The sequence below is a fragment of the Photobacterium angustum genome (assembly GCF_003026365.1).
GTDB classification, from domain to species: domain Bacteria; phylum Pseudomonadota; class Gammaproteobacteria; order Enterobacterales; family Vibrionaceae; genus Photobacterium; species Photobacterium angustum.
This window is the reverse complement of the sequence record NZ_PYOM01000014.1, coordinates 123,685-144,782: the sequence shown is the minus strand read 5'-3', so window position 1 is coordinate 144,782 and position 21,098 is coordinate 123,685. Positions and strand designations below refer to the sequence as shown.

Below are 21,098 nucleotides of genomic sequence, written 5' to 3'. Positions count from 1 at the left end.
AATAAAAAAGGCGCTCAATGCGCCTTTTTGTTTATCTGAACTTTATTTGGGTTCGTTAGAAAGAACTATTCCAACAAAGATGCGTGCAGTGTGCGAACCACGTCTTTAGCTTCATCTTCATTAATTAAGAAACATAAATTATGTGGGCTAGCGCCGTAGCAAATCATACGAAGGTTATGATCTTCTAGCGCGCCAAAGATATCTTTTGCTGAGCCTTTCGTATCACTCATTTGGTTACCGATAAGTGCAACCAGTGATAGCCCTTGCTCGACGTCAACCACACATAATTGACTCAATTCTTCAACAACTTGCAGCGGAAGAGTTGGCGCACCGCCCCCAGTATCAGTTTGATCTAAGGTAAGTGAAACGCTGACCTCTGAGGTTGTGATGAGATCAACTGAGATTTTATGTTCAGCCAAGATACGAAAGACTTCTGCTAAAAAGCCATAAGCATGGAACATATTTAAGCTAGTAAGAGTTACCATGGTTTGGTTGGCACGTAATGCGAGTGCTCTAAATAGTGGCGCTTCTTCAACGGATTGTCTGATCCAAGTACCGCCTTGCTCTGGTGCTTTTGATGAACCTACAAATACAGGGATCTGTTGACGAACAGCAGGCACTAGAGTTGATGGGTGTAAAATTTTTGCGCCAAAGTTTGCCATTTCAGAGGCTTCACTAAAGCTGATCTCTTTGATCGGTTTCGCGGCTGATGTAATACGTGGGTCGGTTGTGTATAGACCTGGTACATCAGTCCAAATTTCTAATGTGCTAGCATTTACGGCTTCTGCGATTAAGGCTGCACTATAGTCACTCCCGCCACGACCAAGTGTTGTAGTAACACCTTGGCTATTTGATCCAATAAAGCCCTGTGATACAACGATATTATTGTTTAATAGTGGTAATAATTGCTCAGTCGCTAATTGCTTAATTGTGTCTGGCTGTGGGATCGCTTTACCAAATTGATCATCAGTACGCATGATAGGACGAATATCTACACGTACAGCAGGGGCGTTTAGCTCGACTAATATTTGACTAAAAAGATGGGTTGAAAGCAGTTCGCCATGGCTAACGATTTGATCAGTCAATTGTGCTGAGGTTGTTGATGCCGCATGTTCAGCTAAGGTTGCGATGTTATCAAGTAGGCCGTAAATAGCGTCTTGAATATTTTCTGGGTGCTGAAGTTGATCAAGAACATTTTGGTGGGTTTGGGTCAGTGTCTGAATGCGTTGCTGACGGGTCGTTGAATCGCTCACGCCATTGGCAAGTTCTACTAGAATATTAGTGACACCAGAGCAGGCGCTGATTAACACAATTTTAGTTTCTGGATTAGCAGTAACAATTGCAGCACTACGGCTCATTGCGGCGTAATCAGCGACACTAGTACCGCCAAATTTTGCGACAGTGAGTGAGTCTGAATGTGTTGTAGCCTTGTCCATAATTAATTTCTCCCTAAATAGTAAACACATCACAAGGTAGGCTATTTTTTCGGGAGTATTCCCGACATCCTGTCAGGAGAGCATAAGAGGTGAATAGTCACTCACCCAGAAGCTCCCCACCAATGTCAATCATTGACCTTGGTGACAGCTAGAAGGATTCAACCTTCATAGCCGATATAACTCATCCCCTAATCAGTTATACCTCGGCGTTACTCTCCCTCTCATAATGGCGATTGGATGGGGTCCTGTCATTATGATACCTAGGTAACGCTCCTCTTCCGTTTTAAGTCGTACTATTTAAATAATAAGTACTTGAATAAAATATCATCTTATTGAATAAGATTCATCACCCTGTTGTCAAATGGAATATGACAATTTATTTACATATGATATTTCGTCAATGTGTGTCATGAGATGGGTATTGGTCGCTTGCACCAATGAAGGGGCTTTAATACTCTAAAAGAGATAGCAACGCGTTCCACATAAAAATATCGACAGGGACAATGACTTTACGGAGCAAAAGAATGACAATAACCAGCTTTATTCCGCCGCATCGAACCCTCATGGGGCCGGGACCATCAGATATTTATCCGCAAGTATTACAAGCGCTTAGTCGTCCTACGGTTGGGCACCTTGATCCGTTATTTATAGGCATGATGGATGAATTAAAACAATTGTTGCAATATGCCTTTCAAACCCAAAATGCTTTTACCATCGCTATTTCAGCGCCAGGTAGTGCCGGAATGGAAGCCTGCTTTGTTAATCTCGTTGAAGCTGGGGATAAAGTGCTAGTTTGCCGTAATGGCGTTTTCGGGGAGCGGATGCGAGAAAATGTCGAGCGTTGCGGTGGTGTTGCTGTCGTTGTGGACAACGAATGGGGGACGGCGGTTGATCCTGATTTAGTTGAACAAGCGTTACAAAACGATCCTGAAATTAAAATTGTCGCTTTTGTTCATGCCGAAACTTCAACCGGCGCATTGAGTGATGCGAAAACACTTGCAAAAATTGCCCGTAAACATGGCTGTTTAACGATTGTTGATGCGGTGACATCACTTGGTGGTGTTCCTTTACTGGTGGACGAGTGGCAATTAGATGCGGTTTATTCAGGTAGCCAAAAGTGTTTGTCTTGTACGCCGGGATTATCGCCATTAACGTTTTCTCAAAAGGCTATTGATAAGATCCAGCAACGTAAAACCAAAGTACAAAGTTGGTTTTTAGATCAAAGTTTGGTGCTCGGTTATTGGAGTGGTGAAGGTAAGCGTAGCTATCACCACACTGCACCTGTAAACAGTTTATATGCGTTGCATGAAGCCTTGGTATTATTGCAAAACGAAGGATTAGAAAATGCATGGCAGCGCCATCGTAATGCCCATGAAGAGCTTAAAGCTGGGCTTGAAAAGCTTGGTATCAAATTTGTGGTAGAAGAAATGTCACGTTTACCCCAACTCAATGCGGTTTATATCCCTGAGGGCGTTGATGACGCTGAGGTACGTAATGAGTTGCTGCAACGTTACAACTTGGAAATCGGAGCAGGTTTAGGTGCGCTGGCAGGTAAAGCATGGCGTATCGGTTTGATGGGTTATGGTGCGAGAAGTGAGAATGTTGCTCTGTGCTTAAAAGCGCTAGAGACCACATTGAAATAACTTATTGATGAGTAAATAAAATGGCTACCAATTGGGTAGCCATTTTTTTATGGTTATTTAGCTGCAGACGTCGACTTTGCTTGGCTGTTTTGCTGGTCAAAATTTAAAGATGGAAACAAGAACAGCGCTTCATCTCTGATTTGTGATGCTTGCTCTTTATTGCCGAGGGCATCGTAAGCGAGGATCAAGTTTTGATACAGTGCTGGTCGCGGCCATGTTTTCGCTTTCTCGGTTGCCCATTGAATATAGTCTTCAATTAATGCTGGCTTATTACTGCTAATTCCGAGTTGCAGTTGGGTTAATTGTAAATCCCAATCAAAACGGTTTTTCCACGACCATGGATTATTCACTTTAAGTAAGTATTCAATATTTACTGGTCGAGTGGTTTCAAATTTAGTTAACTGCCAACCTGAATACAGGGTCGTTATCATAAAGCTAGAGATAAAGATTGGTACAATAAGTGCGAAAACTTTCAGCCCTAGTACGTAGCTTAATGATTGGCGATGATATTTGGTGGTGAGGTTATCTACCCAAAATATCAGTATGATAAAGATCAGCCAATGGACTAGTGAATGGTAGAAAGGATACTCAAGTTGGGTATGCAGAACGATAGGGAAAAACAATCCTATTAAGGCTAACTGGGTACCATTAGGCGCTTTTCTTATTTTTACCATTACCGCAAATGCAGCAAGCAATAAGCCGATAAGTGGGACTATACCGCCTTCGTCTGCCCAGAACAGTAACTCGTTATGTGGGTGATCTAAGCTAGGAACACCTGCATGTTGTGCTGGATCTTCATTGTGCCATAACGCTGTTTGTGTAATGTAAGCGGCTTCAAACTTTCCATAGCCATAACCAGTGAGTGGTTTAGTAGTAAACATATCATAGGCTTGTGGGAAGTGGATTGCTCTTAAACTTTCTAGACTGGTGCTGTTTTCTTTTGGTGACCAATTCTCTGTAGATGAAATATTCCATGCTAAACAAAGCCCTAATGTAATCATTAACAACCACAAACGTTGAGCTTGTTTGGCGGCAAAGCGACGTAAATACGGCAGCATTAGTACTACGCCGATAATTGCGCCTAGCCAGCCTGTACGAGAGTTCAATACCACTAACATTGGAATCGTTAGCATAGGTGTGATCAACAAGGCGATATGAAGCCATGACCATTTACCGCGATATAATGGAATACGTGCTAATAAATAAGTACTAATCACAAGTCCAGTTGCAAGAAAGCTTGCCATCACATTAGGTTGTTGAAAAATACCATAAGGGCGGTTAGCGATAGTGTCATAGCCAATAGGGTTTTTTGCAGGGATCCAAAGGTATTGATACCACGCAAATACGGCTTCAATGAGTACCCCAATTAAAATAAACCATAACAAACGTTGGCGTTGCTGGTGGGTAAAAACGAATTGCTGCAAGCTGACAAAAAATAGAAATCCAGCCCACAAGGTAAACAAGCGATTAAACGCCGCTCCTGCATCAGCATTGGAATAAAAAATGGGGAGAGTCAGCAGTACACAACAAGCAAACAATAATAGTGTTAGGCGTGAATAACGCCAGATTTGTTGGCGACAAATTTCAAGTAAGCCGAAGGAGATAGCAAAACTAAAAGGGATCCAAACAGCAGCATTAAACGAGAGTTCAAGCCCTGAACCACCGGGATTGTGTTGGAAGTAGTGCATAGCAACAATAAAAATAACACCGATTGTTGCAAGGAAATAGCGTACCAATGGTTTAGAAATCCGTTTCTGTTCTAATCTGGTACCTTCGAGTTGTAACACTGTCATGGTTGTTCCTGAGTATGAATAAGCAAACAGGCTGAATAAAATCAGCCTGTTATCATATATTAGCGTGTTTTCATATTCTAACCTAGCAGCGGTTTAAGGAACCTTGCTGTATGTGAGCCTTTCACTTTAGCTACATCTTCAGGCGTTCCTGTTGCGATAATTTCACCACCACCACTACCGCCTTCAGGACCAAGATCGATGATCCAATCTGCGGTTTTTATTACGTCTAAGTTATGTTCGATAACCACAATGGTATTACCTTTATCACGTAATTTATGCAGTACTGTTAATAGCTGCTGAATATCGTGGAAGTGTAATCCGGTTGTTGGTTCATCCAGAATATAAAGTGTCTTTCCGGTATCGCGTTTTGATAACTCTTTTGCGAGTTTCACACGCTGTGCTTCACCGCCTGATAAGGTTGTCGCCGCTTGACCTAAACGAATATACGATAAACCAACATCCATTAAGGTTTGTAACTTTCTTGCAATAGCGGGAACCGGATCAAAGAATTCGCGTGCATCTTCAACTGTGAGCTCTAACACTTCATCAATGGTTTTGCCTTTATAGCGGATCTCTAAGGTTTCGCGGTTATAACGCTTCCCTTTACAGGCATCACAAGGGACATAGACATCCGGTAAGAAGTGCATTTCAACCTTAATAACACCATCACCTTGGCAGGCTTCGCAGCGACCACCACGAACGTTAAAGCTAAAACGCCCTGGTTTATAACCACGAGAACGGGCTTCTTGAGTGCCTGAAAAAAGCTCACGAATCGGGGTGAAAATACCCGTATAAGTTGCAGGATTTGAACGTGGGGTACGACCAATCGGACTTTGGTTAATGTCGATAACCTTATCGAAGTGTTCTAGATCTTGGATCTCACGATACGGCGCTGGTGTGCCAGTTGTTGCACCATTTAATTTGTGATGAGCAATTTCAAAGAAGGTATCGTTAATCAGTGTTGATTTACCTGATCCTGATACACCGGTAATACAGGTAAACAAACCAACAGGGATTTCAACATTGACATCTTTAAGATTGTTACCGGTAGCACCCAGTAGTTTGACGGTTTTTTCGGGATCAAACGGTGTGCGCTCAGTGGGAATTTCAATTGCTTTTTTCCCGCTAAGGTATTGGCCTGTTAACGATTCTTTTGATTTTAAGATATCTTTAACGCCACCTTGCGCAATGATATTACCGCCGTGAACACCCGCACCTGGGCCAATATCAATCACGTAATCTGCGGCACGAATAGCATCTTCATCGTGTTCAACCACAATCACGGTATTGCCTAAATCACGAAGATGAATCAAGGTTTTTAGTAGTCGTTCATTATCACGCTGGTGGAGACCAATGGAAGGTTCATCCAACACGTACATTACACCGACAAGCCCTGCACCAATTTGGCTAGCAAGACGAATACGCTGGGCTTCACCGCCAGATAAAGTATCTGCACTTCGAGATAGGCTCAGGTAGTTTAAGCCAACATTGATTAAGAAACTTAAACGCTCGTTGATCTCTTTTAAGATCTTTTCTGCAATTTGCGCACGTTGACCGCTTAAGGCTAATTCATCAAAAAATTGGTGTGCGCCGCTAATACTCATTTCACAGATTTGCGGCAAGTTAGTTTCACCAATAAACACATGGCGTGCTTCTTGGCGCAAGCGTGAACCATGACAGCTTGAACAAGGCTTAGTGGAAACAAATTTTGCTAACTCTTCACGTACTGAGTTTGATTCAGTTTCGCGGTAACGACGTTCCATATTATTGAGGATCCCCTCAAATGGATGGCGTCTTACGGTAATGTCACCACGATCGTTGATGTATTTAAACTCGATCTCTGTATTGCCAGAACCGTTTAAAATGACGTCTTTGACTTTTTTCGATAGCGAATCAAAGGGCGCTTCAACATCAAATTTATAATGCTCAGAAAGTGATTTAAGCATTTGGAAATAATAAAAATTACGTTTATCCCAACCGCGGATAGCACCACCAGATAAACTTAATTCGCCATTTTGAATCACTCGTTCGGGATCGAAGTACTGTTGAACACCAAGCCCATCACAAGTACCACACGCACCGGCTGGGTTGTTAAACGAGAACAGGCGTGGTTCAAGCTCTTGCATACTATAACCACAGTGTGGGCAGGCAAAGTTAGCCGAGAAAACTTGCTCTTCGCCTTCTTCACCGGACATCGGTGCAATCACTACAGTACCACCTGAAAGCTCTAAGGCGGTTTCAAATGATTCGGCTAAACGGATCTGAAGATCGTCACGAACTTTGAAACGATCAACCACGACCTCGATAGTGTGCTTTTTGTGAAGTTCTAACGTTGGAGGATCGGATAGATCGCATACCTCACCATCAATACGGGCACGGATATAACCTTGTGCGGCTAAGTTCGCCAGCGTTTTAACGTGCTCACCTTTACGCTCTTTAATGATAGGAGCCAGTAGCATCAGCTTACTGCCTTCAGGCATAGCTAATACTTGATCGACCATCTGGCTAACCGTTTGTGCCGCAAGCGTAATGTCATGAGTTGGACAGCGAGGCTCACCGACACGGGCATATAACAAACGCAGGTAGTCGTAGATCTCTGTGATAGTACCAACGGTTGAGCGTGGGTTGTGTGATGTGGATTTCTGCTCGATAGAGATCGCAGGCGAAAGCCCTTCAATATGGTCAACATCAGGTTTTTCCATCAAAGATAAAAACTGACGTGCGTAGGCAGAAAGGGATTCAACATAACGACGTTGTCCTTCTGCATACAAGGTATCGAAAGCCAGAGAAGATTTTCCCGAGCCTGATAACCCTGTGATAACGATAAGCTTATCGCGAGGGATCGTTAGATTGATATTTTTAAGGTTATGGGTGCGGGCACCCCTGACTTCGATGTTATCCATATCAGTGATAATTCTTTTATTTTATTGAACGGTTAGTATTCCACAGTCGATCATAATGAGCAAAAAATACTGATTAAAAACACAGTAAAATGGATAAAAAAAATCCCGCGGGTAAGCGGGATTGTGTGGTTATTTCTTGCCAGTTTGCTGTTGTGCCAACTCTTTGTGTTTACCTTTTTTGTAAACATGTTCAAAACAATAGTTAGTTGCATCGATATAGCCTTCAACGCTACCACAGTCAAAACGTTTACCTTTAAACTTATATGCTAATACACAGCCTGTTTGTGCTTGCTGCATCAGCGCATCGGTAATTTGAATTTCACCGCCTTTACCTGGTTCGGTTTGCTCAATAATATCAAAGATATCTGGAGTTAGAATGTAACGACCAATAATTGCTAGGTTACTTGGCGCAGTACCAGGCTCTGGTTTCTCAACCATGTTATCAACACGGAATAAATCGTCACGTAACATTTGACCTGAAATCACACCGTACTTGTGGGTCTCTTCTTCTGGCACTTCTTCAACCGCGACAATGGAGCAGCGAAATTGCTTATACAGCTCAGCCATTTGCGCAAGTACACCTTGTTGCTCTTCATCTGTTACACAAAGATCATCGGCAAGGACTACTGCAAATGGTTCGTTACCGACAAGTTCACGGCCCGTTAGGATTGCATGGCCTAAGCCTTTCATTTCGCGCTGACGAATGTAAGTGAAGTAGGCTGAATCAATGATGTCGCGGATATCAACTAATAGCTCTTCCTTGTTAGTACCGCTGATTTGATGCTCAAGCTCATAGTTCTTATCGAAGTGATCCATTAGGGTGTTTTTACCGCGGCCAGTCACGATACAAATACGGTTCATACCCGCTTGGATCGCTTCATCAACACCGTATTCAATTAGTGGTTTGTTGACCACTGGCATCATTTCTTTTGGCATTGATTTGGTTGCTGGTAAAAAGCGTGTGCCGTAGCCAGCGGCAGGGAAGAGACATTTTTTAATCATGGTACATCCTAGTATGTATGTAGAGTTATCACGTTTTATACTGCTATATTATTAGAGACTTAATGCATATATCAGTAAATAGAACACCTTTCTTTTTTAATGCGAAAGGCTTCATTATTTGTGACTTTAAAGCTTGTTATTTCAGATCGTAGACGCGAACGTAATCAATTAAGAATTTCTGTGGGAAGATCGAGTCATCAATACCTTGTTGACCACCCCAGCCACCGCCGATAGCCAAGTTTAAAATTAAGTACATAGGCTTATTAAATGGCCACGCTTCACCGTTACGTTGCTGAGTGTGATACAGCTTCCCGTCGTAATAGAAACGCACTTCATTGTCATCCCATTCAGTGGCATAGGTATGGAAGCCATCTTCTAACTTGTTATCCTCTTTGATTCTTACAAATATTATTTTATTTCGATATAGCATAGCGAGTTAATTTGCTAGAGTATCAGAAAATTGACAGACTTGAATAAATACAGCATGTTGTGGTTGTTGAGGTAACGATTTTTCGCTGATATCCGCTGAAATTGTGATAGCTGCTTTTATTGCGTTGTACTTGGACTATGTAAAAATTCTACTAGCGTGATAAACTGCGCGATTGAGTATAAACTTTCAATAAGCGGCTATTAGAAACCAATAGTACGCTATCAGATTTGGAGTGAACTATGGCCAGTCGTGGCGTAAATAAGGTTATCTTAGTCGGTAACTTAGGAAATGATCCTGAAGTTCGTTACATGCCAAATGGCGGTGCAGTAGCAAACATTACTATTGCGACATCAGAATCATGGCGTGATAAAAATACTGGCGAGCAGCGTGAAAAAACCGAATGGCACCGCGTTGCTTTATACGGTAAGTTGGCAGAAGTTGCTGGTGAATACTTACGTAAAGGTTCACAGGTATACATTGAAGGTCAATTACAGACGCGTAAATGGCAGAACCAGCAAGGTCAAGATCAGTACACAACTGAAGTGGTTGTTCAAGGCTTTAACGGTACTATGCAAATGCTTGGTGGTCGTCAAAACCAAGGCGGTCAAGCGCAAATGGGTGGCCAACAGCAAAACAATAACTGGGGTCAGCCTCAGCAACCTGCTTCAGCGCCTGCTCCTCAACAGAACTACGCGCCTCAGCAACAATCTGCACCACAGCAACAGGCACCTCAACAGCCTCAGCAGCAGTATAATGAGCCACCAATGGATTTTGATGACGATATCCCGTTCTAAATCCTGCATAAAAGAATGATTGAATATCAAGAAGCAGCGTTTAACGCTGCTTTTTTTATATCTTGAGAATGATAAGTCAGGCGCTTTTTTTAATGAAATCAATAAAACATTTCGTTTTAGTGTGTTGATAGTTCAACTTAAGGTAGTAGGCAAATGTTGTCTGTTGGGGCAGTTGTAAGTGTGTTAAAACAGGGATCAGTAAACCATGGGCTAACTCTCGTTGTACGTTTTGTGGTGAGATTAATATTAGCCCCATATGTTCGACGGCACTTGCGATTAAAATTTCTGGATTTGAGGTAGTGAAATTACCTTGTAAGCGTAGCGTTAAGCCATTATCGAAGGCATATTCATGGATATGATGCTGATTTAGTAGTAAGCAATTATGTTGTGTCAGTTGCTCTGGTGACTCAATAGGATCATATTGTTCTAAATAAGTTGGGGAGGCGTAAAATCTCGCATTATCTGAAAATAGGGGGGTGGCGATATAACTGGCAGAGTTAAAATTATCGATTTCACTACAAATAATAATGTCGAGATTTAAATCAGGTAATTGTCCTGGCGTGATGGTGTGAAGCGTAATATTGATATTGGGGTATCGCTGACAAAACGCGGCAATAATATTAATCAAAAAATGGCTTCCCGTACTTAATGGGGCGCCAACATGTAATGTGCCACTCATCTCTTCATTAGTTGCCGTCGTTTCGGTGATCAGCTGTTGCCAATGATCTAATAAAGTCTGACTTCGCTGAAAAAAAACATCTCCAGCATCAGTGAGTGATAAATGGCGGGTTGTACGTTTTAATAAAGGGACGCCAAGCTGTTGTTCAAGCCAAGATAAGCGTTTTGATAAGGCTGAGTTTGATATATCAAGAGAGTTAGCGGCTTGAGAAAGCGATCCTTGTTGGATTACAGCAACAAAGCTTTTAGTGCAGGTGATCCAGTCCATGATGATAACCTTCCTTGTTCCTATCACGCATAATACGAGATTGATTGTTTCATTACGCGATACATTGTGTTTTGCTCAATGTAACGTATCTCGTTAAATGAAAATAGCGCATGATGGAATGATATAGTTGATATATTAACCTTAAAATGAAAAACACTTCATAATAGTGCTCTACTATATAAGTTGTAACTGATGATAGTAAGTTGATTTGAATAATAGTGTGTAGAGTTAGGATGTTATGAGAAAAGCCTCAGGGATGAAGTTAACTAATCGGTTAGTTGCTTTTGTTACAATGATTGTTATTTGTGCCATCTTCGTTATCTTTATCGGCGGTGCATTGAGTTTTCGTAAGCTTGGGCAGGATTACTTAACCCATTATTTAAACGGTGTGGTTGAAGTCATTGATCAAGAGCTTGCTGATCCTCAAGGTGGCGCATCATTATCTCGTTGGCTACCCAAACTATTAAAATCAAGTAATGTCACCGCGTTAACGGTAACGAGTCCACATGGCGTGGTGTACGCCTATAAAAGTATGGAGTCGATCACTGATCCTAATATTCTGTATGACAGTGAATATCAGCTTCAATTAAACCCTCAGTACAAAGTGACAATTGAATCTATTCCACCTTATGCGGAATTTACTTATTCGCTAGGCGCGATGTCATTTATTAGTTTAGCTCTCGGCATTGTTATTTTCGGTTTAATACAAGGGGTACGTTGGTTAAAACTGCAATTACGTGGTTCTGAATTATTAGAAACGCGAGGAAGAATGATTTTAGCCGGCAAGGTTGATGATTATGCGGTGGGTGATGATCATGAATGGCCTGGCACAGCAAGTTTAGCCATGGATCAATTAATTAAAGAACTGAAAGACGCCCGTCAAGAGCGTAGCCGCTTTGATACCTTTATTCGTACCCATACCTTTCTTGATCAACTTACAGGTGCTGCTAATCGTATCTTGTTTGATAGCCGCTTAAAGTCCATGCTACAAGAGCCTGATAATCAAGGCTCAGTGATCTTGTTACGCTTAGCTGATTGGGATGAAGTGGTCGCTGAAGAAGGGAGAGTAATTGCTGATGAGTTTATCCAAGATGTCAGTATTATTCTGTCTAATTTTATTCAGCGCTTCCCAGACACCATGTTATCGCGTTACTACGATGCTGAATTCGCAATTTTGATCCCACAACAATCAGCAAAAGAAATTAAACTTTTTATTAATCAATTATTAAATGCGCTCGAACGTTTGTCTCCGCCATTATCGACGGAGCGAGACAATTGGTGTCATATTGGCGTAACGCACTTCCAAGGTGGAGAGCGCCGAGGTCGTATTATGGATGAAGCTGATATCGCATTACGTAGTTCGCAGTTACAAGGTTCAAACAGTTGGAATCGTTTTACTAAAGAAAGCCATTATGAAGATGATCGAGGCAGTGTGCGTTGGCGAACGCTGTTTGATCGGATTTTAACCCATGGCGGTCCTTTGTTATATCAGCAGCCTATTTTCAATGCCGAGAATAAGACTGTGATCAGTCGTGAAATACTTGCACGCATTAAAGATGAACATAGAGAGCTGATCAAAGCGTCATACTTTATGCCTGTTGTTAATCAAGTCGGATTTAATCAACGTTTTGATCGTGCTGTCATTAATCAGATATTAACGTTATTAAAAAGAGAATTAACGCCAGAAGTTTACTCAATAAATATTAGTGCTTATTCATTATTAGATAAATCTTTTACCAAATGGTTGTTCAATGAATTATTACAAATGCCACGACCATTAATGAGCCATATAGTATTTGAAGTATCTGAAAGCCAATTAGTCAAAAATCTTGATGCCTTACGTCCGGTATTAAAAAAATTAGTAGGACTTGGATGCAAGCTAGCTGTTGATCAAGCAGGACGCACTATTGTAAGTACACATTATGTTAAAGAAGTAAAAGTTAATTACCTTAAATTGCACCGAGGACTTGTGAGAGATATTAATAAACGACAAGAAAATCAGCTTTTTGTAAGAAGTATGTTAGGCGCTTGTGATGACTCAAATGTTCAAATTATTGCTGTGGGCGTTGAAACCGAGAAAGAATGGGAAATATTAAAACAATTGGGCGTTTCTGCAGGTCAAGGTCGTCTATTTGCTAAAGAAGATGTAATTTTATAAAAAATTAACTCTTTGTTTTATTTTAATAAATTCAATGTTTTTTAAACTGTATTAATTAAGTGATGTTTATCAATAATTTTATCGTATATCATTGGGAAGGTAATTAACTGCTGCTAACCTTATAAATAAAGAGCATCATACAGGATGTATAGCCTTTTTCTGGTCGATTATGAAATACGTATTCTCTAAGCTTTTTCAGCGAGCAAGTTTTCAACCCTCTGCTGCTTTGGTTTTCTATACCGACACGGTTGTCCTTGTCCAAGCGAAAACTGAACATTTTATTGTTGATCGTATGGGTGTCTCTAATGTTTCAGATTGGAGCGATGCTGCACGCAACTTGATTACACAATACCAACTTTCAGGTACCGATTTAAAATTAGTACTAGGACATGGTTTATATCAAAGCTTAGTGATTGATAAACCAGAAGTGGGTATTGATGAACTTTCAACCGCACTGCCTTTTTTAGTCAAAGATTTAGTCAATGAGTCGCCGTCTGAATTAGTCGCTGATGGTTTTCCTGCAACAGCAAAAGATCGTTTACAGGTTTTTGTCGCATCAAAACAACTGATCACTCAGGTTGTTTTAGCGTGCCATGACTGTGGCTGCCGTGTCTCTGATATCACAACAGAAGATATTGCATGGAGTCGCTTTTCTGATCCTAATCGTAGCCAACTTATTCTCCATGCTGATGTTGATGGTAATCTGCAGTTAACCGCATTTAATGAACAAATGCTGTGTTTTCAACGTCAATTACGTGGCTTTTCTTTACCGTTGTTTGATCGCCAAGCACTAGATGGTGGTGGTTTTCAGCTGGACAATTTAGCACTTGAATTACAGCGTTCATTAGATTTTATTAGTGCTCAGTTACGTAATAATCCAATTAGTCAGCTGATCATTAGTTGTGATAACGAAGATAATCAAGCTTTAGCTGATGAATTAAATAAACGTCTAAATATCAGTGTAGAGGCGATTAAAGAGGTTGATCCTTTACTTGACACTAATGCTGCGCGTTTAGGCTGGGCGGCATTACAGCGGCCTAAAAACGCGATAATCAATTTATATTCTGACAATTTACTGCCAACTAAGCAGTGGATGACATTAACCAATATCGTTGCAAGTTGGGTGGCACTTATTGCTATTTTCGCGATGTGGGCGGGTTGGAATGCATGGCAGAACACGATTGAGCAAAAAAAATTAGCGACACAATCATCGCTCTTAAGTGCTGAGCAACAAAAACTGGATCATGCCCGAGTACAAGTTGCCGCATTGTTGTCGGATCCTCTAAAAGAGAATCAAGCTCATGAGCTTGAAAAAGAAATCGCGGCAAAGCGTGCCACGCTTAAAGTCATTGAAGAGCATGATGATAGCTTAAAGGTTGGTTATGCTGGATTGTTGCAGCAATTAGCTGATGCGGCGAGTGGTGATATCTCGGTTCAACAGATTTATGTCTCAGGTACTTCAATGGATTTAAGTGGATTAGCACGTAACCCTGATGCTGTTCCTCGCTGGGTAGGGGCATTTAAAACTTATCCATCTTTAGCTGAACGTCGTTTCCAAATGATGTCATTGGGTCGTAATGATAAAAATGTCGTGACCTTTCAGTTACAGGCTGAGCGTAAAAGCATTAAGGGGAGCGAACAATGATCAAGTGGGATGAGCTAAGTCAGCGATTTGCTGCTTTGTCTGTTCGTGAGCAATGGTTAATTGCGATCACAGGTTGGTTTGGCATCTTGTTTATTGGCTATATGCTAATTATTGAGCCACAAATGGTGACATCACAAACGGTTAAAATGGCATTGATGGACACCCAAAACGATATGATCACCGCAAAGAATCAATTGATTGTTGCGAATAGAAAATTACAGCAAGATCCGGATAAAGCGATCAACCAAAAATTGGCACAATATCGGCAAGAAGATAAAGCCTTACAACAAGTGCTAGAAGCAAAAATTGGTAGTTTGATCACGCCAGTTCAAATGGCAGATTTATTAGAGCAAGTTCTACGTCATAGCTCGGCATTAAAATTAGAGTCAATGACGTCATTACCGTCATCTCAATTAGTGAGTGGTGATCAACAGGGATACTTTGTTCACCCCATTCGTTTAACGTTCAAAGGGCGTTACTTTGATGTGGTGAATTACTTAAATAAATTAGAAGCGTTACCGGTTAAATACTATTGGCGAAGCCTGAGTTATCAGGTTGATGAGTATCCATGGGCAAAGGTGGAACTTGAAGTGTACACCTTAGGTGAAAGTAAGGACTTTATTGGTGGATAAGAAAATGACATGGATGGCAGCTTTACTTTTAAGTGTATGCGCCTTCGATGCTTATGCAGCTCAAGATCCTACTGCACCATTAGGTTGGGTGGCGAGTAAAACTAAAACAAGCCAAGCAAAAGCACGATTGCCACAGTTACAAAGTATTATTTGCGATGGTAAGCAGTGCTCGGTGATTTTAAGTGGTCAAGTGGTCAGTATTGGCGAACGCGTTAATGGGTACACTTTGACAAATGTTTCTGAAAGTAGTGTTACTTTAAGCCGTAGTGGCAAAAAGTGGCATTTGGCGTTATTTGCTGAAAATATACGAACGAATTAAGGTTAAATATTATGCGTCGAATTCTTCTAGGGATCACCATTGCATCCTTAGCGGGCTGTTCAACTAATATGGGACACCAAAACCCTGTTGAAGTGAAGAAGGCCTTAAATGAAGCTGCGAATGAAGCGAGTAGCCGTCCTTTAATGGAGCTACCTTCTGCGGTCAATGCTGATCTTATGCCATCACTTGATAGCAATATTAACCCTGCTAATTCTTCGTTAGAAAAGCGTTTTCGTGTTAATGCTAAAAATGTTGAAGCCAATGCATTCTTTACCAGTTTAGTAAAAGGCACACCATTTAATATCGTTATTCATCCCGGTGTTACTGGTCGTATTACGATGAAATTAAATGATGTCACACTCGATGAAGTGCTAAATGTCGTGTCTGATATTTACGGTTATAGTACGACGCGTAAAGGGAATATTATTCAGGTTTTCCCTGCAACGTTACGGACTGAAGTGATCCCCGTTGATTATTTACAATTACAACGTAAAGGTAAGTCATTAACTTCTATTACCTCCGGTTCTATTAGTGATGGCGATAATAATTCGTCATCAGGTGATGATGATAATAGCAATAGTTCATCATCAGACGGAGGTAATACCACAACAGGTGGCACGACGATTGAAACGACCTCGGACAGTGATTTTTGGACACAGTTAGAGAAAGTCGTTAGTGGCATGATTGGCTCTGGTGATGGTCGAAATGTCATGGTATCACCGCAAGCGGGTCTCATTTCCGTTCGCGCCTTCCCTAATGAATTACGTGAAGTTAAAGAGTTCTTAGGCATGTCTCAACGTCGTCTAAAGCGTCAAGTCGTGCTTGAGGCGAAAATCATGGAGGTGACGCTCAATGATAGTTACCAACAAGGGATAGATTGGAATAATTTAACCTCAAGTATTGGCGGCACTGGCATTATCGTTAATGAGATGAAAGATGCTGCTAATGCCGCCGCGAGTATCTTACCGGGCGGCAATGCTATTTCAGAGCTATTGGGCGGACAAACTAATATTAAGATCACCGATGGTAATTTCAGTGCGGTGATGAGCTTCTTATCTACTCAAGGTGATTTGAACGTGCTTTCTAGCCCACGGGTGACTGCTGCAAATAACCAAAAAGCGGTGATTAAAGTCGGTGGTGATGAATACTTTGTGACAGACGTTTCAAGCAGTAACGTCTCAGGTGATAACAATAATGTTTCGCCAGATGTATCATTAACCCCATTCTTCTCTGGTATTTCGTTGGATGTAACGCCACAGATTGACGATCAAGGTGGCGTTTTATTACATGTTCACCCAGCGGTTGTTGATGTGCAGAATGAACAGAAAACTATTGAAGTCGGTACTGCAAAACCTATGGTATTACCGTTAGCAAAAAGTACTATTCGCGAATCTGATTCAATCATCCACGCCCGAACAGGTGATGTTGTGGTGATTGGTGGTTTAATGAAATCAAGCATTAATGATCAAGTCTCGAAAGTTCCGTTTCTTGGTGATATCCCTGGCATTGGTAATTTATTCCGTCATATCAATAAGGTGAAAAAGAAAACTGAATTGGTGATCTTACTTAAACCGACAGTTGTGACTGACAATACTTGGAAACAAGAAATTGAACGCTCTCGATCACTGATTAATGAATGGTTCCCTGAAGAAGGGTAATTCATGTATCTCGAACACTTTGGTTTTAGTCAGCAGCCTTTTTCTTTAACACCTAATACCTCTCTTTTCCATGCGCTGCCATCACATATTGAAGCTATTCAAACCGTGTTGGCAGCACTACAAATGGGCGAAGGGATCACACAGGTATCAGGAGAGGTAGGAACGGGTAAAACCTTAGTGTGTCGTATGTTGATGACCCAATTGCCAACTCATTTTGATCTTGCTTACCTACCGACGCCAGCCTGTAGTGGAATAGAATTAAAGCGCTCATTGGCAAAAGAATTAAGTCTACTACCGAATAGTGATCATGCTTTACTGACTGAGCAAATTCAGGATGAACTCATCTCACGTCGGTTGAATGGGCAATCGGTGGTGGTGTTACTCGATGAAGCACAAGCGTTATCAGATGATGCGTTAGAAGCGATTCGTTTATTAGGTAATTTAGAAACTGAACAAGAAAAGTTGCTACATATTGTTTTACTCGGACAGCCAGAGCTTGATCAACGATTAGCCCAGCACCAATTGCGTCAATTACGTCAACGGATCACATTTCGTGCTGTTTTACGACCATTAAATTTGGCTGAAACCGTGGCATATATACAACACCGACTGTATCAAGCCGGTTATACCGACATGGTGTTTAGTCTGTCGATATGCCGCGCAATTTGGTATGCCAGTGGTGGCACGCCACGATTGATCAATCAATTATGCCATAAGTCCTTACTTGCCACTTTTTGTGAGCAACAATATATCGTTAGTAAAAAAGCAGTCCTCATGGCTATTCGGGATACCCTTGGTGCTAAACAACCTAAGTGGTCATTTCCTATATTGTGGGGATGGAGTCATTCATGAGTGAATTAAATCGCCGACTTAATGAGTTGAGCCAAGTAAAACTCGCTTCTGCATCACAGCAGGGCTCTCCATTACGTGCAGCAGAAATAGCATCTATACCAACATCAGCATGGCCAAAATGGGTAACTGTTGGTTGCTGCACCATGGCATTTGTCGGTATGGCGTGGTGGTTAAATCAACCTGATAGTGTTGTTACGCCAGCCATGGCACAAACAGAAATAGCCGCAGAGCCTATTGTTGATCAACCTGAAACGACGAAAGAGATTGCGTCAGTTAAACCTTTATCAACCATTGCAGTGAAAGCGCCTGTAACGTCAAATGAAAATAAAACGGCAGTTGTTACAGAACAACCACATTCAAAGAGTATTGATAAATCAGCGATAGCTGAGCTTGCGAATATGCCTGTCGCTCAAGAATCTCTTGAAAGTGAAGATGAACAAAAAGAGTTACAAAGCTCTTATGATCAAGGCTATGAAAGCGGTTATGAAAAAGCATTGGCTGCGGTTGAGCAAGAACATAAAGCGCAACCAAAGCCACCTGCGCCAAAACCGGTAAAAAGTGAATTATCGATTCAAACGGTTTCTTTAACGCCAAAAGAATTGGCGCAAGTTGAATACTTAAATGCAGAAAAAGCCTTAGAGCAGCAAAACAGTAAACAAGCGGTTGTTAATTTAGAGTCGGCTTTAAATTACCGTCCTGATTGGATCATGGCAAGGCAACGTTTAGCGGCATTGTACTATGGGCGAGGCAATGTAAGAGAAGCAATTGCGACGCTTGAAAAAGGTCTAGCAAAGCAACCGAATCAACCACAGTTACGTTTAACACTCGCTAAATTATTGGTCAATGAAAATCAAAATCAAGCGGCATTAGCTGTGTTAAATGATAAAAGTGGCAGTATAGATTCGCAGTATTTAGCCATGCGTGGTGCGTTAGCACAAAGGTTAAATAACAATGTGGTAGCACTTCAAAGTTATCAACAATTAGTGCGTTTAGCGTCATTTGATGGTCGCTGGTGGATGGGATTAGCGATTGCTCAAGACCGGAGTGGTAATGCAGAGAAAGCCCGTGAGTCTTATCAAAAAGCGTTACAGCTAGGTAATATCTCAGCGTCATCACAACAATTTATTCAGCAGCGCTTAGTTGCATTAAAATCGCATAGGAGCTAGCCGATGCAAATTCGATTACGTAAACGCTTAGGCGATCTTCTAGTTGATGAAAATATCATTACTCAGCAACAACTAGAACAAGCACTGACAAAACAGCAATCAACGGGACGTAAGCTCGGTGACACCCTAATTAATTTAGGGTTTCTTACTGAACAGCAAATGCTGCAGTTTTTGGCACGTCAGCTTGATGTGCCGCTTGTTGATTTAACACGAGTGCAAGTGGATAGCGAACATGTTGGTTTACTATCAGAAGTAAATGCGCGTCGTTTACGTGCGTTAGTTTTAGGTCAGCACGGTGATACAGTTCGTGTTGCGATGAGTGATCCTGCTGACTTAGCGGCACAAGAAGCGGTGTTTGATCAGCTTAGTCAATACCGTGTTGAACTTGTGATTGCGCCAGAGCGTCAATTGTTGGCTGCCTTTGATCGTTACTATCGTAGAACTCAAGAAATTGCGTCATTTGCAGAGCAATTAAAAGCAGAACACCAAGATCACCACACTTTCACATTCGGCATGGAAGAGGCCGACAATGAAGAAGTGACTGTTGTAAAACTTATCAACTCGTTGTTTGAAGATGCAGTGCAAGTGGGCGCTTCAGATATTCACATAGAGCCAGATGCTGATGTGTTGCGTATCCGCCAACGTATTGATGGTGTACTGCATGAAAACCTGATTGATGAGAGCAGTATTTCTTCTGCGCTAGTATTGCGTTTAAAGCTTATGAGTGGCCTCGATATTTCTGAAAAGCGTCTGCCTCAAGATGGACGCTTTAATATGATGGTACGAAACCGCTCGGTTGATGTGCGTATTTCTACTATGCCAATTCAACATGGTGAATCGGTGGTAATGCGTTTACTTGATCAGTCAGCCGGTATTTTAAGCCTTGATGAAATCGGTATGCCGAATGATATCGTGCAGCGTTTTCGTCGCCAGTTAAAACGTCCGCATGGCATGATTTTGGTAACAGGGCCAACAGGTTCAGGTAAAACTACGACGCTATATGGTGCATTAAGTGAATTAAATAAGCCGGGTAAAAAACTCATTACAGCAGAAGATCCGGTTGAATATCGATTGCCGCGTGTTAACCAAGTTCAGGTAAACAGCAAGATTGGGCTTAATTTCTCATCTATTCTACGCACTTTTTTACGTCAGGATCCCGATGTCATCTTAATTGGTGAGATGCGCGATCAGGAAACAGTCGAAATTGGCTTGCGTTCGGCATTAACGGGTCACCTAGTTTTATCGACACTTCATACTAACGATGCGGTAGACAGTGCACTGCGTATGATCGATATGGAAGCACCTGGTTACTTGGTGGCAAGTGCCGTTCGTGCAGTATTAGCGCAGCGATTGGTACGTCGTATTTGTAGTGATTGTGGTGAAGATGCGGCTTTAGAGCTGGGACAAAAAGCGTGGCTAGAAACCCGTTTCCCATTCTACAACAATCATGTCTTCCGCCGAGGACGAGGTTGTCATAGCTGTAACTTTACCGGTTATAAAGGCCGTATTGGTGTCTTTGAATTACTTGAGATGCGCCAAGATATGATGGATGCGTTACGTCAAAATAATGCGGTGTTATTTACCCAACTAGCGAGAAAGAGTGAAGGCTATAAACCGCTGGTGGAATCTGCAATGGAGCTTGCTTTAGCGGGTAAGACCAGCATTGATGAAGTACTGCTTCTTGGTGAAGGTGAAGTAATGGATGTTCTTAACTAGTAGTA

General features: G+C 41.6%; 16 protein-coding genes and 1 riboswitch. Of the genes, 10 read left to right on the top strand and 6 right to left on the bottom strand.

Translation table 11 applies throughout. The features are described 5' to 3' along the window. Positions 1–65: 65 nt before the first annotated feature. Complete coding sequence (gene lysC / locus CTN01_RS15430; RefSeq protein WP_045149754.1) at positions 66–1,436, bottom strand: lysine-sensitive aspartokinase 3; 1,371 nt, start codon at positions 1,434–1,436, stop codon at positions 66–68. A 101-nt stretch (positions 1,437–1,537) separates the two neighbouring features. Then, a riboswitch (Lysine riboswitch) is annotated at positions 1,538–1,722 on the bottom strand. Between the two features lie 238 nt (positions 1,723–1,960). On the opposite strand from lysC, the gene CTN01_RS15425 reads away from it, so the two are divergent. Beyond that, positions 1,961–3,079 carry a pyridoxal-phosphate-dependent aminotransferase family protein gene (locus tag CTN01_RS15425; RefSeq protein WP_045149755.1) on the top strand — a complete coding sequence of 373 codons (1,119 nt, stop codon included), beginning with the start codon at positions 1,961–1,963 and terminating at the stop codon, positions 3,077–3,079. A 53-nt stretch (positions 3,080–3,132) separates the two neighbouring features. On the opposite strand, the gene CTN01_RS15420 is transcribed toward CTN01_RS15425, so the two are convergent. From CTN01_RS15420 to CTN01_RS15405, 4 genes are all read right to left on the bottom strand, one after another. Beyond that, entirely contained in the window at positions 3,133–4,872 is a 1,740-nt protein-coding gene (locus CTN01_RS15420) for a PglL family O-oligosaccharyltransferase (protein ID WP_045149756.1), read from the bottom strand. A gap of 77 nt (positions 4,873–4,949) precedes the next feature. Beyond that, positions 4,950–7,775, bottom strand: a complete 2,826-nt coding sequence (gene uvrA, locus CTN01_RS15415) for an excinuclease ABC subunit UvrA (protein WP_045149757.1) — start codon at positions 7,773–7,775, stop codon at positions 4,950–4,952. 129 nt (positions 7,776–7,904) lie between these two features. Then, positions 7,905–8,777 carry a UTP--glucose-1-phosphate uridylyltransferase GalU gene (gene galU / locus CTN01_RS15410; protein WP_005371029.1) on the bottom strand — a complete coding sequence of 291 codons (873 nt, stop codon included), beginning with the start codon at positions 8,775–8,777 and terminating at the stop codon, positions 7,905–7,907. A gap of 136 nt (positions 8,778–8,913) precedes the next feature. Next, positions 8,914–9,207 (bottom strand): glycoside hydrolase family 16 protein, encoded by a 294-nt coding sequence (locus tag CTN01_RS15405; RefSeq protein WP_045149758.1) that lies wholly within the window; start codon positions 9,205–9,207, stop codon positions 8,914–8,916. Positions 9,208–9,446: 239 nt separating this feature from the next. Between CTN01_RS15405 and CTN01_RS15400 the strand changes: the two genes are divergently transcribed. Then, positions 9,447–10,001 carry a single-stranded DNA-binding protein gene (locus CTN01_RS15400; RefSeq protein WP_005371054.1) on the top strand — a complete coding sequence of 185 codons (555 nt, stop codon included), beginning with the start codon at positions 9,447–9,449 and terminating at the stop codon, positions 9,999–10,001. 76 nt (positions 10,002–10,077) lie between these two features. On the opposite strand, the gene CTN01_RS15395 is transcribed toward CTN01_RS15400, so the two are convergent. Then, on the bottom strand, positions 10,078–10,947 hold the full coding sequence (locus CTN01_RS15395) for a LysR family transcriptional regulator (protein ID WP_045149759.1): 870 nt from the start codon (positions 10,945–10,947) through the stop codon (positions 10,078–10,080). 238 nt (positions 10,948–11,185) lie between these two features. Here CTN01_RS15395 and csrD point away from each other — a divergent pair, with 238 nt between their 5' ends. From csrD to CTN01_RS15355, 8 genes are all read left to right on the top strand, one after another. Beyond that, positions 11,186–13,105 carry an RNase E specificity factor CsrD gene (csrD, locus tag CTN01_RS15390; protein ID WP_045149760.1) on the top strand — a complete coding sequence of 640 codons (1,920 nt, stop codon included), beginning with the start codon at positions 11,186–11,188 and terminating at the stop codon, positions 13,103–13,105. 169 nt (positions 13,106–13,274) lie between these two features. Then, the gene (locus CTN01_RS15385) at positions 13,275–14,750 is read left to right on the top strand and encodes an MSHA biogenesis protein MshI (protein ID WP_045149761.1); all 1,476 of its coding nucleotides are present in this window, start codon (positions 13,275–13,277) and stop codon (positions 14,748–14,750) included. Continuing rightward, entirely contained in the window at positions 14,747–15,382 is a 636-nt protein-coding gene (gene pilO, locus CTN01_RS15380) for a type 4a pilus biogenesis protein PilO (RefSeq protein WP_045149762.1), read from the top strand. The genes CTN01_RS15385 and pilO overlap by 4 nt, the downstream gene beginning before the upstream one ends. Next, a complete protein-coding gene (locus tag CTN01_RS15375; protein WP_080896224.1) occupies positions 15,375–15,701 on the top strand; it encodes an MSHA biogenesis protein MshK in 327 nt (108 codons plus the stop codon). Before pilO ends, CTN01_RS15375 begins: the two co-directional genes overlap by 8 nt. An 11-nt stretch (positions 15,702–15,712) precedes the next feature. Beyond that, complete coding sequence (gene mshL, locus CTN01_RS15370; protein WP_045149763.1) at positions 15,713–17,359, top strand: pilus (MSHA type) biogenesis protein MshL; 1,647 nt, start codon at positions 15,713–15,715, stop codon at positions 17,357–17,359. 3 nt (positions 17,360–17,362) lie between these two features. Continuing rightward, positions 17,363–18,211, top strand: a complete 849-nt coding sequence (locus CTN01_RS15365) for an ExeA family protein (protein WP_045149764.1) — start codon at positions 17,363–17,365, stop codon at positions 18,209–18,211. Continuing rightward, positions 18,208–19,377: a tetratricopeptide repeat protein gene (locus CTN01_RS15360; RefSeq protein WP_045149765.1), complete on the top strand. Its 1,170-nt coding sequence runs from the start codon at positions 18,208–18,210 to the stop codon at positions 19,375–19,377. The genes CTN01_RS15365 and CTN01_RS15360 overlap by 4 nt, the downstream gene beginning before the upstream one ends. A gap of 3 nt (positions 19,378–19,380) precedes the next feature. After that, the gene (locus CTN01_RS15355; RefSeq protein ID WP_045149766.1) at positions 19,381–21,093 is read left to right on the top strand and encodes a GspE/PulE family protein; all 1,713 of its coding nucleotides are present in this window, start codon (positions 19,381–19,383) and stop codon (positions 21,091–21,093) included. Positions 21,094–21,098 lie beyond the last annotated feature (5 nt).

Coding starts and splice junctions, on each gene's coding strand:
- lysC (WP_045149754.1), bottom strand. CDS start 1,436: ATGGACAAGGCTACAACACATTCAGACTCACTCACTGTCGCAAAATTT.
- galU (WP_005371029.1), bottom strand. CDS start 8,777: ATGATTAAAAAATGTCTCTTCCCTGCCGCTGGCTACGGCACACGCTTT.
- CTN01_RS15385 (WP_045149761.1), top strand. CDS start 13,275: ATGAAATACGTATTCTCTAAGCTTTTTCAGCGAGCAAGTTTTCAACCC.
- CTN01_RS15365 (WP_045149764.1), top strand. CDS start 17,363: ATGTATCTCGAACACTTTGGTTTTAGTCAGCAGCCTTTTTCTTTAACA.
- CTN01_RS15400 (WP_005371054.1), top strand. CDS start 9,447: ATGGCCAGTCGTGGCGTAAATAAGGTTATCTTAGTCGGTAACTTAGGA.
- CTN01_RS15355 (WP_045149766.1), top strand. CDS start 19,381: ATGCAAATTCGATTACGTAAACGCTTAGGCGATCTTCTAGTTGATGAA.
- CTN01_RS15360 (WP_045149765.1), top strand. CDS start 18,208: ATGAGTGAATTAAATCGCCGACTTAATGAGTTGAGCCAAGTAAAACTC.
- CTN01_RS15420 (WP_045149756.1), bottom strand. CDS start 4,872: ATGACAGTGTTACAACTCGAAGGTACCAGATTAGAACAGAAACGGATT.
- csrD (WP_045149760.1), top strand. CDS start 11,186: ATGAGAAAAGCCTCAGGGATGAAGTTAACTAATCGGTTAGTTGCTTTT.
- uvrA (WP_045149757.1), bottom strand. CDS start 7,775: ATGGATAACATCGAAGTCAGGGGTGCCCGCACCCATAACCTTAAAAAT.
- pilO (WP_045149762.1), top strand. CDS start 14,747: ATGATCAAGTGGGATGAGCTAAGTCAGCGATTTGCTGCTTTGTCTGTT.
- CTN01_RS15425 (WP_045149755.1), top strand. CDS start 1,961: ATGACAATAACCAGCTTTATTCCGCCGCATCGAACCCTCATGGGGCCG.
- CTN01_RS15395 (WP_045149759.1), bottom strand. CDS start 10,947: ATGGACTGGATCACCTGCACTAAAAGCTTTGTTGCTGTAATCCAACAA.
- mshL (WP_045149763.1), top strand. CDS start 15,713: ATGCGTCGAATTCTTCTAGGGATCACCATTGCATCCTTAGCGGGCTGT.
- CTN01_RS15405 (WP_045149758.1), bottom strand. CDS start 9,207: ATGCTATATCGAAATAAAATAATATTTGTAAGAATCAAAGAGGATAAC.